This window comes from Ralstonia pickettii, from assembly GCF_016466415.2.
GTDB lineage: Bacteria > Pseudomonadota > Gammaproteobacteria > Burkholderiales > Burkholderiaceae > Ralstonia > Ralstonia pickettii.
The window spans coordinates 626,616-641,538 of record NZ_CP066772.2; the positions used below are offsets into that span (position 1 = coordinate 626,616).

Annotated in this window: 16 protein-coding genes, 2 pseudogenes and 1 riboswitch; of the genes and pseudogenes, 12 read left to right on the forward strand and 6 right to left on the reverse strand. The window is 64.9% G+C overall.

The features are described 5' to 3' along the window. The first annotated feature begins 5 nt into the window (after window positions 1–5). Window positions 6–797: a 5'-methylthioadenosine/adenosylhomocysteine nucleosidase gene (locus RP6297_RS19090; protein WP_009240314.1), complete on the forward strand. Its 792-nt coding sequence runs from the start codon at window positions 6–8 to the stop codon at window positions 795–797. 5 nt (window positions 798–802) lie between these two features. On the opposite strand, the gene RP6297_RS19095 is transcribed toward RP6297_RS19090, so the two are convergent. Next, window positions 803–1,258 carry a lysozyme inhibitor LprI family protein gene (locus RP6297_RS19095; RefSeq protein WP_009240315.1) on the reverse strand — a complete coding sequence of 152 codons (456 nt, stop codon included), beginning with the start codon at window positions 1,256–1,258 and terminating at the stop codon, window positions 803–805. Window positions 1,259–1,338: 80 nt separating this feature from the next. Between RP6297_RS19095 and RP6297_RS19100 the strand changes: the two are divergent. After that, window positions 1,339–2,555 (forward strand): annotated as a pseudogene (locus RP6297_RS19100) (IS3 family transposase); the annotation flags it as partial. Between the two features lie 99 nt (window positions 2,556–2,654). On the opposite strand, the gene RP6297_RS19105 reads toward RP6297_RS19100, so the two are convergent. Beyond that, window positions 2,655–3,251: a type 1 glutamine amidotransferase family protein gene (locus tag RP6297_RS19105; protein WP_009277018.1), complete on the reverse strand. Its 597-nt coding sequence runs from the start codon at window positions 3,249–3,251 to the stop codon at window positions 2,655–2,657. A 65-nt stretch (window positions 3,252–3,316) separates the two neighbouring features. On the opposite strand from RP6297_RS19105, the gene RP6297_RS19115 reads away from it, so the two are divergent. Beyond that, window positions 3,317–4,177 (forward strand): c-type cytochrome, encoded by an 861-nt coding sequence (locus RP6297_RS19115; RefSeq protein WP_009240319.1) that lies wholly within the window; start codon window positions 3,317–3,319, stop codon window positions 4,175–4,177. A gap of 6 nt (window positions 4,178–4,183) precedes the next feature. Here RP6297_RS19115 and RP6297_RS19120 read toward each other — a convergent pair whose 3' ends face one another. Continuing rightward, window positions 4,184–4,693 carry a DUF1697 domain-containing protein gene (locus tag RP6297_RS19120; RefSeq protein WP_009240320.1) on the reverse strand — a complete coding sequence of 170 codons (510 nt, stop codon included), beginning with the start codon at window positions 4,691–4,693 and terminating at the stop codon, window positions 4,184–4,186. A gap of 209 nt (window positions 4,694–4,902) precedes the next feature. Here RP6297_RS19120 and RP6297_RS19125 point away from each other — a divergent pair, with 209 nt between their 5' ends. Next, a complete protein-coding gene (locus RP6297_RS19125; protein WP_009240321.1) occupies window positions 4,903–5,331 on the forward strand; it encodes a hypothetical protein in 429 nt (142 codons plus the stop codon). Between the two features lie 186 nt (window positions 5,332–5,517). Further along, window positions 5,518–6,897 carry an FAD-containing oxidoreductase gene (locus RP6297_RS19130; RefSeq protein WP_009240322.1) on the forward strand — a complete coding sequence of 460 codons (1,380 nt, stop codon included), beginning with the start codon at window positions 5,518–5,520 and terminating at the stop codon, window positions 6,895–6,897. Between the two features lie 72 nt (window positions 6,898–6,969). On the opposite strand, the gene RP6297_RS19135 is transcribed toward RP6297_RS19130, so the two are convergent. Then, on the reverse strand, window positions 6,970–8,052 hold the full coding sequence (locus tag RP6297_RS19135) for a calcium:proton antiporter (protein ID WP_009240323.1): 1,083 nt from the start codon (window positions 8,050–8,052) through the stop codon (window positions 6,970–6,972). A 123-nt stretch (window positions 8,053–8,175) separates the two neighbouring features. Then, window positions 8,176–9,030 carry a spherulation-specific family 4 protein gene (locus RP6297_RS19140; RefSeq protein WP_037028562.1) on the reverse strand — a complete coding sequence of 285 codons (855 nt, stop codon included), beginning with the start codon at window positions 9,028–9,030 and terminating at the stop codon, window positions 8,176–8,178. Between the two features lie 63 nt (window positions 9,031–9,093). Further along, a riboswitch (cyclic di-GMP riboswitch) is annotated at window positions 9,094–9,174 on the reverse strand. 138 nt (window positions 9,175–9,312) lie between these two features. Between RP6297_RS19140 and RP6297_RS19145 the strand changes: the two are divergent. From RP6297_RS19145 to RP6297_RS19160, 4 genes and pseudogenes are all read left to right on the forward strand, one after another. Then, window positions 9,313–9,669 (forward strand): annotated as a pseudogene (locus tag RP6297_RS19145) (NAD(P)H-dependent oxidoreductase); the annotation flags it as partial. A gap of 109 nt (window positions 9,670–9,778) precedes the next feature. After that, window positions 9,779–10,561 (forward strand): sulfite exporter TauE/SafE family protein, encoded by a 783-nt coding sequence (locus RP6297_RS19150; RefSeq protein ID WP_009240326.1) that lies wholly within the window; start codon window positions 9,779–9,781, stop codon window positions 10,559–10,561. 33 nt (window positions 10,562–10,594) lie between these two features. Beyond that, complete coding sequence (locus RP6297_RS19155) at window positions 10,595–10,990, forward strand: carboxymuconolactone decarboxylase family protein (RefSeq protein ID WP_009240327.1); 396 nt, start codon at window positions 10,595–10,597, stop codon at window positions 10,988–10,990. Between the two features lie 35 nt (window positions 10,991–11,025). Beyond that, window positions 11,026–11,835, forward strand: a complete 810-nt coding sequence (locus RP6297_RS19160) for an alpha/beta fold hydrolase (RefSeq protein WP_009240328.1) — start codon at window positions 11,026–11,028, stop codon at window positions 11,833–11,835. 158 nt (window positions 11,836–11,993) lie between these two features. Here the strand turns inward: RP6297_RS19160 and RP6297_RS19165 are convergent, their stop codons facing one another. Next, window positions 11,994–12,497 carry an acyl-CoA thioesterase gene (locus RP6297_RS19165; protein WP_009240329.1) on the reverse strand — a complete coding sequence of 168 codons (504 nt, stop codon included), beginning with the start codon at window positions 12,495–12,497 and terminating at the stop codon, window positions 11,994–11,996. A gap of 173 nt (window positions 12,498–12,670) precedes the next feature. On the opposite strand from RP6297_RS19165, the gene RP6297_RS19170 reads away from it, so the two are divergent. The 3 genes from RP6297_RS19170 (at window position 12,671) to RP6297_RS19180 (ending at window position 14,922) form a co-directional block, all read left to right on the forward strand. Further along, window positions 12,671–13,066, forward strand: a complete 396-nt coding sequence (locus RP6297_RS19170) for a hypothetical protein (RefSeq protein ID WP_009240330.1) — start codon at window positions 12,671–12,673, stop codon at window positions 13,064–13,066. A 96-nt stretch (window positions 13,067–13,162) separates the two neighbouring features. Beyond that, window positions 13,163–13,504, forward strand: a complete 342-nt coding sequence (locus tag RP6297_RS19175; protein WP_009240331.1) for a hypothetical protein — start codon at window positions 13,163–13,165, stop codon at window positions 13,502–13,504. An 8-nt stretch (window positions 13,505–13,512) separates the two neighbouring features. After that, complete coding sequence (locus tag RP6297_RS19180) at window positions 13,513–14,922, forward strand: TolC family protein (protein ID WP_009240332.1); 1,410 nt, start codon at window positions 13,513–13,515, stop codon at window positions 14,920–14,922. Window position 14,923 lies beyond the last annotated feature (1 nt).

Here is a 14,923-nt window from a genome sequence, read left to right on the forward strand (position 1 = left end):
TCTGCATGAACACACCGTCTTCCCAACCCAACGCCCGTGGTCCGATCGGCATCGTTGCTGCCCTGCATGAAGAGATCAACGAATTGCTGACATGGCTGTCTGACGCGCAGTGCATCCACATTGGCAGCCGAGATTTCTGGACCGGCCGGCTGGACGGCCATGCTGTGGTTGTGGTGCTGTCGCGTGTTGGCAAAGTGGCGGCGGCGTCCACCACCGCGGTGCTGATCACGCAGTTCAACGTACGCGCGGCCGTGTTTGCCGGTGTGGCCGGCGCGCTGGCCCCGGGCGTTGCCGTGGGCGACGTGGTGGTGTCGGAAGAACTGCTGCAGCACGATGTTGACGCGTCGCCGCTATTCCCGCGCTGGGAGATTCCGCTGACCGGCATGGCGCGTTTTCCCGCCGACGCGGCACTGGCCAGCGGGCTGCTGGAAAGCGCCGGCGCCGTGTTGGCGGATCCGCATGCGCTGCTCGGTCCGGATGTCATGCGGGCGTTCGGGATTGCCGCGCCGCAGGCGCATCGTGGTCTGATCGTCAGCGGGGACCGCTTCGTCTGCACCTCGGCGGAAAGCGCGGTGCTGCGCACGGCATTGCCGGATGCCCTGGCCGTCGAGATGGAAGGCGCCGCGGTGGCGCAGGTGTGCCACGAGTGGGGCGTGCCGTTTGCCGCCATCCGCACGATTTCCGACCGCGCGGATGACGCGGCCAGCGTGGACTTCGCGCAGTTCATCACCCAGGTGGATTCACGCTACGCCGTGGCCATCCTGCGCAAATGGCTGTCGACGGCCGCTGGCGCCTGAACGGCTTAATGACCCTTCGCGGCCAGATACTTGTCGAGTGCGTTGGCGCGCTCGCTTAGGCGGAAGATTTCGTTCTCCAGGCGCTGCAGATCGTCGAGCTTGCCCTTGCCGTAGATGGCGGTCTCAAAGGCCGCTGTTCTGGTGTGGAAGTCCTGCCACGCCTGCTCTGAACTCACCAGTGCGTCGTTCGCCTTGCCGTCCAATGTGCCGAGCAGCGTCTTGTACGTACGGTCGAGGCGCTTAGTCTGCGCGGCCTTCTCTGCAGACAGGCATGCGCCGATCGCGTCGGCGTTGTCCGGCGCCTTGTCGACGCAGGCATAGAGCCTGGTGGTAATGCCCTGGGGTGCGCGGCGCTTGATGCCGTTGGCCAGGCTCTCGGCTGCAAATGCGCCGGTGCTGTGTGTCAGCAGCACAACGGCAACGGGAAGGGCGAGCGTCTTCAGTGTCGTCAGCGTGTTCAAGAAGTGACTCCTGATCGCATGTCTGTGACCCGTCCTGAATAAGGTTGACACTTTTTCCCCGACAGGGAGTGAGCGTCAAGATGGAAGGGCAGAAGAAGCGAACGCAGAGGGACTACACGCTGGCTTTTAAGTTGGCAGTGGTTGAGCAGGTGGAAAAAGGCGAGCTGACCTACAAAGAGGCACAGCGACGCTATGGCATTCAGGGTCGCTCGACGGTGCTGGTATGGTTGCGCAAGCACGGACGACAGGACTGGAGCGCCTCAGCGGAGGCCAAAACCACGATGGAAAATCAAAGCAGCCAGCGCAAGTCGCTCACGCCAGAGCAGCGCATCAAGGAATTGGAAGTGCAGTTGCGGGAGGCCCAAGAGAAGGCACGCCTGTTCGAGGCGGTGATCGACGTGATCCAGAAAGAGCATGGGGCGCGCGTCGTAAAAAAGCCTTCGGGCAGGTCCTCACGCAAAAGCTCGTCCAAGGGCTGAGTGTGGGCAGGGCCTGCCGCTACATTGGCATCAGCCGCCAGGCGTACTACAAACGCCAGCAAAGCGAGACACGGCAAAGCGCGCGTGAGGCCAAGGTCTGTGCGTTGGTCAACCACTTACGGCTGCGCCAGCCGCGCTTGGGTACGCGCAAGCTCCAGCACGTGCTGCGCACGCCCCTGGCCGAGGCAGGCATCCAGGTTGGCCGGGATCGCCTGTTCGATATCCTGCGTGCAGCCCGGCTGCTGGTCGTGCCGCAGCGGGCGTATCACAAGACCACACACAGTCATCATCGCTTCCGGCGCCATCCCAATCTGCTCAAGGACGGCCCGAACCAGGTCATCCCCACCGGGCCGGAGCAGGTCTGGGTGGCCGACATTACCTATCTGCCGACCGCCCAGCGCTGTGCGTACCTGAGTCTGGTGACTGACGCCTACTCGCGCAAGATCGTGGGCTACCGCGTGCATGACAGCCTGCATGCCGAGTCGGTCGCCCAGGCGTTGAAGATGGCGCTGAAGACGCGCCATACGCGACAGCCTCTGGTTCATCACTCGGATCGGGGCATCCAATACTGTTCAGCCGAGTACCAGCGCATCCATCAGCGGCACGGCATCACGTGCTCCATGACCGACGGCTACGACTGCTACCAGAATGCCCTGGCCGAACGGGTCAACGGCATCCTCAAAGGGGAGTTGCTGCTCAAGCGCCCCGCCGACCTAGAGCAGGCCGCACGCATGGTGGCGCAGGCCGTGCATATCTACAACCACGAACGGCCTCATCTGGCCTTGAAATACAAAACGCCCGATGCGGTGCATCGGGCGCTCGCTGACTGAGCACTGTGTCAACCTATGGCAGGACTTGACACTGCGATGCGTGAAGGGGGGGCGTACCAGTCTATCGGCTCGCCCACACACCTGCGATCAACCAGGCAGGTGAGGCCGCAGGTTGCGCAGGGCGTTTTCCACGTAGGCTTCTTTCTCGCCGACGGGCGCGACGTAGTGCACCGCTTCTGTGGCGGCTTCGATGCCTTCCGTGCGTGCAATCGCCCATGCCGCCAGGTACGGCGAAGCAAAGCACCCGCCCGCCGTCGCCACATTGCCGTTGGCGTAGAACGGCTGGTTCAGCACTTCCACGCCGGTTTCCTGCACCCAGGGTTTGGTGGTCAGGTCCGTGCAGGCCGGGACGCTGCCCAGCAGCCCCAGCTTGGCCGATACCAACGTCCCTGAGCAGTGCGCCCCGATTAACTGGCGTGACGGATCGAGCGCCAGACGCGCCATCAAGGCCGGATCGGACACCACATCGCGTGTGCGGATGCCGCTGCCGACCGCGTCGCCGTGGCGCTGCAGGAGGACGGCATCTCCGTGTCGACCGCAGAGCCGTTTGCGACGTCCAAGCAGGTACCGCATGCGCTGCGGCTGGCGCTTGGTTCCGTCGCGCTCGACCGGCTCGATGCCGCGTTGCAGACCGTCAGGCAGCGCGTGGAAGCACAGAGGTATCGATAACGAAAACCGTGCCAAAGCGCGTGCGCTTGCCTACACTCTCGTCGCAACGAAATCGCCCAAATTTGTCCATAGGAGACCTCATGAAGAACTGGCTTGCAACGATGGCCGGATGGGCGCTCTGCGCATGCGCAGCGTTCGGTAGCGCCGCCCATGCGGCCGATGCCCCGGATGACGGCGCGACGCTGACCGTCAACATCGGTACGGACCACCGCACGTTGTCACGCGACGCCTTACTGCACGATCCACGCCTGACCAGCGTGACGGTGGAAGACCAGAATCTGAAGCGCCGCCTGACCTTCAAGGCGATCCCGGTGACGGCGCTGTTCCAAGGGCAGACGGTCAGCCCCGACGCCAGCGCCACCACCGCCGCCAGCGACGGCTACGTTTCGCACCTGCCGATGCGCCTGTTGCTGGGCGATCGCGCCGACGGCCCGCGCGCGTGGCTGGCCGTGGAAGACCCCGCCGCGCCGTGGCCGGCGCTCAAGGGCCAGGACATTGGCCCGTTCCGGCTGATCTGGACGGCGCCGCCGGCCAAGGCGTCGGTCGTGAACGAAAGCCTGTGGACTTACAGCATCGTGCGCATCGACGTGGCCGCGCTGCCGGGCGAGCGCTTCGCGGCTATCCGGCCCGCAGCAGGGCTGCCCGCAGATGGGCCTGTCATGCGTGGCTTCGCCACGTTCCAGCGCGTCTGCTTTTCGTGCCATACGCTCAATCGGGCTGGCGATGCCAACCTGGGCCCCGATCTGAACGTGCCGTACAGTCCGGTGGAATACCTCGGCGATGAGAAACTGCGCCACCTGATCCGCGATCCGCAATCGCTGCGCTGGTGGCCCAACGCACGCATGGCCGGCATCGACGAGAAGACGCTGTCCGATACGGAGCTCAACGATCTGCTGGCGTACTTGCACCATATGACCAAGCGCAAGGCGGCAGCGCAATGACCGGCGCTATTCGGTAGCCCAGTCGACCAGCTTGGCGATGGTGTTCATGTTGCGGGCCGTCCCCGTCTTGGCGGCGGGGATCTTGAGTTTGGAATCGGCCATGCCGTCGCCGTAGTGCACGTAGATTTCGCGCGTGCCCAGTGCCATCTCTTCCGTCCGAAGGCCGGTGGCGGCGGCCAATGCATCGGGGGGCGGTGGGGTATCCAGAAAGATCGCGACCGTCCGGTTGGGCGCCGCTGTCTTGAACGGATTGCCTTCCAGCACCGCTGCCAGCTCCGCTCCCGTGCGCACGAGCACGCCCACGGGTTTGCCGGCGTAGTCCTCCAGGCAGCGTTCGAGCTTCGCCTTGATGGTCGCTTCCGCGAGCCGGCTCCGAAAAACCACGTTGCCGCTCGCAATGTAGGTGCGTACCCCAATCAGCCCGATCGATTCACACATCGCACGCAGCTCGGCCATGGGCAGTTTGCCAGTGCCGCCGACGTTGACTGCGCGCAGGAAGGCGATGTAGCTGGGCATGCGGTCTCCGGTTCTGATGTTTGTCTGGCTTATCAACGGCTCACAGGCGCGCTCGAACTAGCAACATTCTGTTACGAGATTGACGAATGTGTTTAACCCGCCCCGCTGCGCGACTTGTATTCTCCGCCCCGAAGTCATCGAGCCCGGATCGGCCCCCTCATTTGTCGAGTCGAGTGCCGCATCCTGCATTTGCGCATAAGGAGAACACCATGTTTAAGAAAATTGCACCGGCCCTGATTGTGGCAACGCTCGCCGGCCTGACGGCACTGCCCGCAGCAGCGGATGACCTGCGCAATGCGCTGGGTGGCGCGCTGGGTGGGGCGGGCGGAGCGGCCGTTGGCGGCGCGCTCGGCGGGCAGACCGGCTCCGTGATCGGCGGGGCGATCGGCGGCGGCGCGGGCGGCGCCTTGACGGCCAACGGCCGCGAGCGCAAGGGCGCCATCGTGGGCGGTGCATTGGGCGGCGGCGTGGGCGCGGCTGCAGGTAATGCGATGGGTGGCCACGCGGGCGGCATCGTGGGCGCTGGCCTGGGCGGCGGTGCGGGCGCAGCGCTGGGCGGCAACGTGCAGCGCAATTCCTACTCCGACCGCGACGACCGCGGCTACCGTCGCCACGGCAAACATCACCACCACCACTGATCTGATGCGCCGGTGCGCTCGATACTGAGCGCACCGCCACCTTCCTGCTTTCTTTCCGGCGACGGCGCTGTCCGTGTCCGTCGCGCGGTGCGTCGGCCAAAACAGTCACCGAGACTCGCCGTTGCCACGTGTGCCGCCTACCATACCGAGACGGCCCCGTTCGGCCCGCACACGAAGGAGAGCGCCATGACCCAACGTTTCGACGCCATCATCATCGGCACTGGGCAGGCCGGGCCGCCGCTGGCTGCGCGCTTGTCCGGCGCCGGCATGAAGGTGGCCATCATCGAGCGCGGCCGCTTTGGCGGTACGTGCGTCAACACCGGCTGTATTCCCACGAAGGCGATGGTGGCCAGCGCCTATGCGGCGCGCATGGTGCAGCGTGCGGCTGAATACGGTGTGGTGATCAATGGCGGCGTCTCTGTCGACATGCAACGCGTAAAGGCCCGCAAGGATGAAATTTCCGGCCGCTCCAGCCACGGCGTCGAGCAATGGGTACGCGGCCTGGAGCACGGCACGGTTTTCCAGGGCCACGCCCGCTTCGAGAGTGCGCGTACGGTGCGCGTCGGCGACGAACTGCTCGAAGCCGAGCGCATCTTCATCAACGTCGGCGGCCGGGCGTTGGTGCCGCCCATGCCCGGGCTCGATCAGGTGCCGTTTCTGACCAACTCCACCATGATGGACGTGGATTTCCTGCCCGAGCACCTTGTTGTGATTGGCGGGAGCTACGTCGGGCTGGAGTTCGGCCAGATGTTTCGCCGCTTTGGATCGCGCGTGACGATTGTCGAGAAAGGCCCGCGCCTGATCGCGCGCGAAGACGAAGACGTATCGCAGGCGGTGCGCGAGATTCTGGAAGCGGAAGGCATCGACGTGCAAGTCAACGCCGATTGCCTGAGCGTGCGACGCGACGGCGCCAACGTCGTGGTCGGCCTGGAGTGCGGCAGCGGCGCGCGCGAGGTATCCGGCTCGCATTTGCTGATGGCCGTCGGGCGCGTGCCTAATACCGACGATCTCGGCCTCGACAAGGCCGGGGTGGAAATGGACAAGCGCGGCAATATCCGCGTGGACGAACAGTTGCGCACCAATGTTCCCGGCATCTGGGCCCTGGGCGATTGCAACGGCCGGGGCGCATTCACGCACACGGCTTACAACGACTACGAAATCGTCGCGGCCAATCTGCTTGATGGCGACCCGCGCAAGGTGTCGGACCGCATCCAGGCGTACGCCATGTATATCGACCCGCCGCTTGCGCGTGTCGGCATGTCGCTGTCGGAAGCGAAGCAATCGGGGCACACGCTGCTGGTCGGCAACCGCCCGATGACGCGTGTCGGCCGCGCGGTAGAGAAGGGCGAGAGCCAGGGCTTCATGCGCGTGGTGGTCGACGCGCAGACGCACGAAATCCTGGGCGCGTCGATTCTCGGTGTGGGCGGCGATGAGGCGGTGCATTCGCTCCTCGACGTGATGTATGCCAAGGCGCCGTACACCACTATCAGCCGCGCCATGCACATTCACCCCACGGTGTCGGAACTGATTCCCACGTTGCTGCAGGGCATGGAGCCTGTGCAGTAACGTCGCGCATGGCGCACGAAAAACGAAGGGCGCCTTGCGGCGCCCCCAACATCAACCTGCTGTGCGTGCCGCTCAGGGCACGATCGAGAGAAACAGGTACGCCGCAAAGATTGCCAGATGCACGACGCCTTGCAGGATGGTTGTGCGGCCCTTGCCCAGCGTGAGCGACGACACGATCAGCGTCAGGAACAGCAGCACCATTTCCTTCGGGCCCAGACCCAGTTCGAGCGGTCGGCCGATCCAGATGAACACGGCGGCCACGGTCGGTATGGTCAGGCCGATACTCGCCAGCGCCGAGCCCAGCGCGAGGTTCAGGCTTGTCTGGATGCGGTCTGCATTGGCGGCGCGCAGGGCGGCCAGGCATTCGGGCAACAGCACCAGCGCGGCGATGACAATGCCGACGGTGGCCGGCGGCGCGCCTGCATTCAGGATGGCCGCTTCCACCGATGGCGACAGCACCTTCGCCAGACCGACGACAGCCACCAGCGACACCATCAGCAATACCGCGCTGAGCGCGGCCACGCGTGCGGGCGGCGGTGGGGCGTGCATGTCTTCGTTGGCGCTGTCGACGAGGAAGTAATCGCGGTGGCGGATGGTCTGCACGATGACGAAGCAGCCGTACAGCACCAGCGATGTCACCCCGGCAAATGCCAGCTGCGACGACGTCATGACCGGGCCCGGCGTTGAACTCGTGTAATTGGGCAGCACCATGGTCAGTGTGACGAGCGCAGCCAGCACGGCCAGCGCCGCGGTGGCGCCCGGCGCCTGGAAGGCTTGCTCACGGTGGCGCAGGCCGCCCACGAACAGGCATACGCCTACGATCCCGTTGCAGATGAGCATGACGGCGGCAAACACCGTGTCGCGTGCCAATCCCGCTTTCTCTGGCCCGGAAGAGAGCATCACCGACACGATCAGCGCGACTTCGATCACCGTCACGGCAATCGCCAGGACCAGCGTGCCGAAGGGCTCGCCCACCCTGTGCGCGACGACTTCGGCATGGTGGACGGCGGCGAAGACGGCACCGGCCAGCGCAAGCGCCATCAGCGCGATCAGCCAGCCCGGGGGCGTCATGAACGAGCCGCCCACCAGCACCACCCAAGCCAGCAGCGGCGCGGCGATTGTCCAGGGGGGCAGCTTGTTGGAAGAAAGGGCCACGGGGTTCTCCTTGTTGTTGCCTCAACGCCGGCATGCGGCGAAGGGGGGGGTGCGGTGTGGCCCGAATATAAAGCATGTGCGGAGCATCAGCCCGCACATATCGCGTAAGTCATACCAGCGCCATCACGGGGCGACGGCCGTGGCCGACACCTCCCGGCTCCAGTAGGTCGGCAGCGCGCCATACGGGTTCGGCAACGTCTTGTTGGTGATGAAGACGGCAGCAGCGCCCTTGCCTGACGCGTTGCGAACGAACGTTTGCATCTGCGCGGCCGACGCCGCGTAGACGATGTGCGCAAAGCGTGCCGTCGGATAGTTGGCCTGCCACGCCAGCGGCGCATAGCTGGCGTAGTGCCGGGCGCTGTCTTCAAATACGACGAGCTGGTCTGCCACCGGCAGGCTGGCATAGATCTCCGGCACATTGGTGCCGGGGTTGCCCGTAACTGTGTAGTTGGGCGACAACCCCTTGATGTAGTTGTAGACCGACTGATAGAACTGCATATGCGCGGTTGTGCTGTCGGCCGTCATCTCGTCGATGAAGAAGCCGTCGACCTGGTACAACGCCTGGTAGGTGTTGATGTCCTGCACCACAGCCGACAACGGCCGGTTTGCGTACGAGCTGGACACGTACCCGATCACCTTGCCGCCTGCAGCACGCACTTTGGCGACGGCGGCAACATAGTTGGCATCCTGCGTGGTGCCAGGACCGCTGTTCGGGTTGAGGATGACCGTGGTGGGTACCGACGTTGCCGCGGTGGCCAGCGCACTCCATTGCGTGGCGCCCGTGCCCGCCGGATAGATGTAGGACGGCACCAGCAGCCCTTCAGCGCGCGCATGCGATGCGCCCATCAGCGCACCGGACACCAGCGCGAAGGCTGCATAGGCGGCCCGCGCGAAGCTGCGCTTTGCGTTGCCCTTTTGCGATGCCACGGTCAGCGTGGCGGATGCAGGCGAACGCCCCCCCGTTTGTATCGTTTTCATTGTGTGCCCCCCGACCACGCCATTCTGTGCGTGCGTCATCAGGCCCGCTCCCGTTGCGGGTTGGCGGGCAACTGGCTGACTTCGTCCAGCGAAGTCCCTATAGCTTTGCGTCGCCGGATCACTCCGGTTTTGCCCAGACCTCTGGGTGAGAACCCATTGGAAAGAGACTCTACCGGGGCCGCGCCGGCCCGGCAAACGGAGATTGCGCAAAAGGGGCTGGCAGCCATGCGAAGCGTTGTCGGCAGCCCACGTTGCGCATTGCCACGGCCATCCACCATCGCCTCGCTCGCCGGCAAACGCGCCATGCTGATCGTCACCACGGGCGGTTGGGAGTCGCACTACAGACCGCGCGGCATCAATGGCCCGATCGACGAGATCCTGTTCCCGATCCAGCACGGCTTCCTGTATTACCCCGCTTTCGATGTGGTGCCGCCGTTCGTGAGCTACCGCACCGGGCGCATGGACGAGGCACGCTTTGCGCGGATCACGCAGGCGCTGGCCGAGCGACTGGACACCTTGTTCACCACTGCGCCGATCCCCTTCCGCCGGCAGAATGCGGGTGATTGCGACATTCCGGCGCTCACGTTGCGGGATGGAATCGCACCCGGGAAATCAGGCTTCGCTACGCATCTTGCGTAGACCCCTGCGTGACGACGGGCGCTACAATTCGAGCTTCACTTCCGGCGGCGCGCTGTAGCGGATACAGCGCGCCGCCGCGTTTGTTTCTCGTCCCCCCTTTCTTGTCGGCATGGCGTCTCACGCGGTTCTCACGGCTCTGGTCAATGTGCTGCTCGGCATGGGCCTTGGCGTTGCAGGCGGTTTGCTCGGCATTGGCGGCGGGCTGATCGCCATTCCTGTGCTCGGCTATCTGTATGGAATGGACCAGCACCTGGCTCAGGGCACTGCGCTGGTGATGATTGCGCCCAATGTGCTGATCGGCTTCTGGCGCTATCACCAGCGGCATCCGGTGCATCTGCGTTCCGTCGCGCTGATCTGCGTGTTTTCGATGGCGGCGACCTACGTTGCCGCACGTTTTGCAGCGGGCCTCGATGCCCATCTGCTGCATACGGCGTTTGCGGTATTTCTGATCGTGCTGGCGCTGTACTTTGCCTCGCAGCTCAAAGAGAAGCCGCATGCCGGTGATACGGCGCACGCTGCTCCACGTGCCATGCCGGCCGCTGCCCTGCCATTGATGGGCGTCGCCAGCGGAGCGATGTCGGGCATCTTCACGGTGGGCGGTGGGCTGGTGGTGGTGCCGGCGCTGGTGACGTTCTTCGGAATGCCGCAGACGCGTGCCCAGGGCATGGCGCTCGCGCTGGTGGTGCCGGGCTCGTTGATCGCACTTGCCACGTATGCGCATGCCGGCCATGTGGATTGGGGAACGGGCATCCCGCTGGCGGCCGGTGGTATTGCGAGCGTGTCGTGGGGTGTCGCGTTGGCGTATCGCTTTTCAGCGCGGCGTCTGCGGCTGGCGTTTTGCACCGTGCTGCTGGGTACCGCGCTGATGATGCTGCTGGTCAAGCCAGCCTGATTGGCTGATTTTTTCAGAACGGAGGAGGGCATCGTGTCGGAGCAAGACAAGCAGGCCGGACGCGCACGCCGGGCGCAGGTGATGGGCGACGCGTTCGTGGAACGCGCGATGAGCGGGCTGGATGCCTTCTCGGCGCCGCTGCAAGACTGGCTGAACGAGCACGCCTGGGGCAGCACGTGGCAGCGTGAGGGTATCGACCTCAAGACGCGCAGCCTCTGCACCTGCGCGATGCTCGCCGCGCTGGGCCGCAGCACTGAACTGAAGGGCCATGTGCGGGGCGCCCTCAACAACGGCGCAACCGCGGTGGAGATTCGCGAAGTGCTGCTGCATAGCGCCATCTATGCCGGCGCACCGGCTGCCATTGAGGCGTTTCGTTCGGCGCGTGAGGTGCTCAACGAACTCGGTATCGAGATCGAAGAGGCACGCTAGCGGCGCTTTGCTATGCCAACTGAGACCTGATCGACATGGATGCCTTCGACGACGATCTTACGGAGTTTGCAGCCCACGGGGCTAAACCGCTGCCGGCCCCCGCTGCGCAAGGGCATGTCGAGCACGATGGCGCCCGCATCTGGTATGCGACCTTCGGCACCGGCAGGCCGGTGATCCTGCTGCATGGCGGGCTGGGCCACAGCGGCAACTGGGGGTATCAGGTGCCGGCACTCATGACTGCCGGCTACCGGCCCATCGTCATCGACAGCCGCGGACACGGCCGCAGCACACGCGATGCGCAACCTTATGCCTACGCACGCATGGCGTCTGACGTGCGCACCGTCATGAATATGCTGCGCATCGACTGCGCGCCGTTCATCGGCTGGAGCGATGGTGCTTGCGTTGCGCTCACCCTGGCCATGCAGACACCGGAACGCGCTATCGGCGTGTTCTTCTTTGGCTGCAACATGGACCCAAGTGGCGCCAAGCCTTTTGAACCGACGCCCGTCATCGATCGCTGTTTTGCGCGCCACCGAAAGGATTACACCGCGCTCTCATCCACGCCCGGCGATTTCGATGCATTCGTCGCGGCCGTCACCGAAATGATGCAGACGCAGCCGAACGCAACGGCCGCGGAGCTGGCGGCGACGCGCGTGCCCGTGACGATCGCATACAGCGAACACGACGAGTTCATCCGCCCCGAACACGCCCACTATTTGGCGCGGACCATCCCAGATGCCCGGTTCGTGTTGCTGCCGGGCGTGAGCCATTTCGCGCCGTTGCAGAAGCCCGCGTTGTTCAACGACGCCGTGCTCGCATTTCTGCACGGGCTTCCTCCGCTGTAGGCTGCGTCAGGGCCGATGCGTTATCCACAGAAACAGTGGGTAAGCCTGTGGATAACAATGCGCGACCGCGATACCACGCGGTTCGCAGTTCTTTGCTGTCTGCGTAGGCAGGCTGGCGCGACGCGGGGTGTCGCCGCGCTGCCGATTTCAATGCGCGCTTAGTTGCGCGTGCCGGACGGGCCGTAGGTCGCCTTGATCGCCTTGTGCCGGGCTTCCATTTCCTGACGCAGGGCGCGGCGCTGCTGCGCGGCTTCAAAGCGTTCCTTTTCCTCTGCGTTGGCGGGCATCAGCGGCGGTACGTCGGCCGGTTTGCCGTCGTCATCGACAGCCACCATCGTGAAGTAGCAGCTGTTGGTATGGCGCACGACCTGGTTGCGGATGTTCTCCGTGACCACCTTGATGCCGATTTCCATCGACGTGCGGCCGGTGTAGTTGACCGACGCCAGGAACGTCACCAGTTCACCCACGTGAATCGGCTGGCGGAACACCACCTGGTCCACCGACAGCGTGACCACATAGCGGCCGGCATAGCGGCTCGCGCATGCATACGCAACCTGATCGAGAAACTTGAGGATGTGGCCGCCGTGCACGTTGCCGGAAAAATTGGCCATGTCGGGCGTCATCAGCACGGTCATGCTGAGCTGGTGGGATTGCGTATTCATGGGGCGTTGAAGCAGAAATGATGGGGAGAGCAGGGCCGCGCAGAAATGGGTACGCAACTGCCAGCCATTGTGCCGTGCGCGGCGCACGTTGTGCTGCATTGCGTGAAATTTGATGGTATCGCGCTACACTAGCGCCTTCCGCCGCAAACGATTTTCAGCCCCTCCGGTTTTCCATGCACCGCTTGCTGACCCGCCTCCTGCTCTGGCTGGTCGTCCTGGCACTGCCCCTGCAAGGGTTTGCCGCGACGGCCATGATGGCGCGCGGCGGTGCCATGGACGATGCAAGGGTTGCCCTGGCAACGCCGGATGACGGCGCCGTCATGTCCGACGGCTGCCATGAGCACGAAGATGTCGTGGCAACCGGCGCCGAGCCGAAAGCGCCAGCGCAGTCGCACTGCAAGACCTGCCCGATCTGCGCGGCCTGTTCGCTCGGGTCGGTTGTTCCTCTGGCCGCCAGTCTTGGTGTGCCTCTGGTCAAGCTGTCGGGCGCTGTGCCGCGTGGCCTCGCCGTTTCCTTCCGCAGCTTCATTCCCGAAGCGCTCCAACGTCCACCCTCGATTCGCGTTTGACGCCACTAGTCCGTCCATAGAGCGGGCTGGCCTCTGGTTCTGCGGCCCCGTGCACGACACGCGGCCGTATGTCATCACGCCTGATCGAGGTTTCTCATGCTTTCCACACGATGGTTCGTGGCCGCCGCGCTGCTGGCGTTGGCGCCGCCATGGGTTTTGGCGCAGGGCGGGGCGTCTGCGCCGACAGCTTTCCCCACTGATCCACTGAACGCGGACGCCGCTGTGCCGGCCATAGCCGCGCCGCGCACATTCGACAGTTATCACGCGTATCGCGATACCGGACCCTCGCCCTGGCGCGAGACCAACGCGGCCGTGAGCCCCCAGCCCGGCGGCGCGGCGCATGGCAGCCACGCAGGACACAGCCTGCCCGCGAGCGCGCCGCCCGCTTCCTCCAACAAGCCTGCCGGCGAGTCCATGCCCGGCATGCATCACCACTAGGAGGCGCCGTGCTCAAACCACCCACACGCCGCCTTGTCCTGGGGGCGCTGGCCGCCACGCTGCTGCTGGGCGGCTGCGCCACCATCACGGAAGACAGCGGCTTCAAGACCGTTGCCGATATGGCGCGCGAAAGGCTCGGCAAAGACGCCACGTGGCAGCGTTCACCGGAAGCACGCGACAGCGCCGCGCAACGCACGCGCGAGCTGCTGGCCCAGCCGCTGACGATGGACAGAGCCGTGCAGATCGCACTGCTGAACAACCGTGGTCTGCAGGCTTCGTATGCGGAGCTGGGGCTATCGGAAGCCGCGCTCGTGCAGGCCAGCCGCTTGCCGAATCCCGGTTTCAGTTTCAAGCGCACGCGCAGCGGCGACGACTTGTCGATCGAGCGCACGTTCTCGCTGTCGTTCCTGAACCTGCTGACGCTGCCGATGGCTACGCGCATCGAAGGCCGTTACTTCGAGCAGACCAAGCTGCTGGTCGCCAATCAGATGCTGCAGGTGGCCGCAGAGACACGCCGCGCATACGTCAATGCCGTCGCTGCGGAGCAATCTGCGCGCTATGCCGAGCAGGTTCAGCAAGCTGCCGAAGCCGGGGCCGAGTTCGCCAAGCGCCTGGCGTCTGCGGGCAACTTCAGCAAACTGGATCGCGCGCGTGAGCACGCTTTCTATGCAGAGGCCACCGCCACCTTGGCGCGCGCGCGCCAGCAGGCGCAGGCCGAGCGCGAAGCGTTGATCCGCCTGCTGGGTGTGTGGGGCGCGGATACCGGCTTCCAGTTGCCGGAGCGCCTGCCCGACCTGCCGAAGGATCGCCCTGAACTGCAGCAGATCGAGGCCTATGCGCTGCGCAACCGGCTCGATATCCAGGCGGGCAAGTTGCAGGTCGAGGGGTTGGCATCGTCGCTGGGGCTCACGCAGGCCACGCGCTTCATCAACGTGCTCGACCTCGGCTACGTGCGCAACAGCAAATCCAACGAACCACGCGAAACGGGTTACGAGATCGGCATCGAGATCCCGCTGTTCGACTGGGGCGGCGCCCGCGTGGCGCGCGCGCAGTCGATCTACATGCAGGCCGCCGATCAGCTTGCCGACACGGCTGTGCGTGCGCGTTCTGAAGTGCGCGAATCGTACGTGCGGTACCAGATCGCATATGACCTCACGCGCCACTACCGCGACGAGTTCGTGCCCGTGCGCAAGCGCATCTCCGACGAGATGCTGCTGCGCTACAACGGCATGCTCGTGAGTGTGTTCGAACTGCTGGCCGATGCGCGCGAGCAGGTGAATGCCGTGAACGGCTACATCGACGCGCTGCGCGGTTACTGGATTGCACAGACCGACCTGCAGATGGCGCTGGGCGGCAAGCTGCCGACGGCTGAAGCGAATGCGGCCACCACAGCGCCGAACCCTCCTCAAGGACATTGAA

What these genes read in the sequence shown, in the direction of transcription:
- RP6297_RS19090 (WP_009240314.1), top strand. Translation starts at nt 6, where the DNA reads ATGAACACACCGTCTTCCCAACCCAACGCCCGTGGTCCGATCGGCATC.
- RP6297_RS19115 (WP_009240319.1), top strand. Translation starts at nt 3,317, where the DNA reads ATGAAGAACTGGCTTGCAACGATGGCCGGATGGGCGCTCTGCGCATGC.
- RP6297_RS19120 (WP_009240320.1), bottom strand. Translation starts at nt 4,693, where the DNA reads ATGCCCAGCTACATCGCCTTCCTGCGCGCAGTCAACGTCGGCGGCACT.
- RP6297_RS19125 (WP_009240321.1), top strand. Translation starts at nt 4,903, where the DNA reads ATGTTTAAGAAAATTGCACCGGCCCTGATTGTGGCAACGCTCGCCGGC.
- RP6297_RS19130 (WP_009240322.1), top strand. Translation starts at nt 5,518, where the DNA reads ATGACCCAACGTTTCGACGCCATCATCATCGGCACTGGGCAGGCCGGG.
- RP6297_RS19140 (WP_037028562.1), bottom strand. Translation starts at nt 9,030, where the DNA reads ATGAAAACGATACAAACGGGGGGGCGTTCGCCTGCATCCGCCACGCTG.
- RP6297_RS19150 (WP_009240326.1), top strand. Translation starts at nt 9,779, where the DNA reads ATGGCGTCTCACGCGGTTCTCACGGCTCTGGTCAATGTGCTGCTCGGC.
- RP6297_RS19160 (WP_009240328.1), top strand. Translation starts at nt 11,026, where the DNA reads ATGGATGCCTTCGACGACGATCTTACGGAGTTTGCAGCCCACGGGGCT.
- RP6297_RS19165 (WP_009240329.1), bottom strand. Translation starts at nt 12,497, where the DNA reads ATGAATACGCAATCCCACCAGCTCAGCATGACCGTGCTGATGACGCCC.
- RP6297_RS19170 (WP_009240330.1), top strand. Translation starts at nt 12,671, where the DNA reads ATGCACCGCTTGCTGACCCGCCTCCTGCTCTGGCTGGTCGTCCTGGCA.
- RP6297_RS19175 (WP_009240331.1), top strand. Translation starts at nt 13,163, where the DNA reads ATGCTTTCCACACGATGGTTCGTGGCCGCCGCGCTGCTGGCGTTGGCG.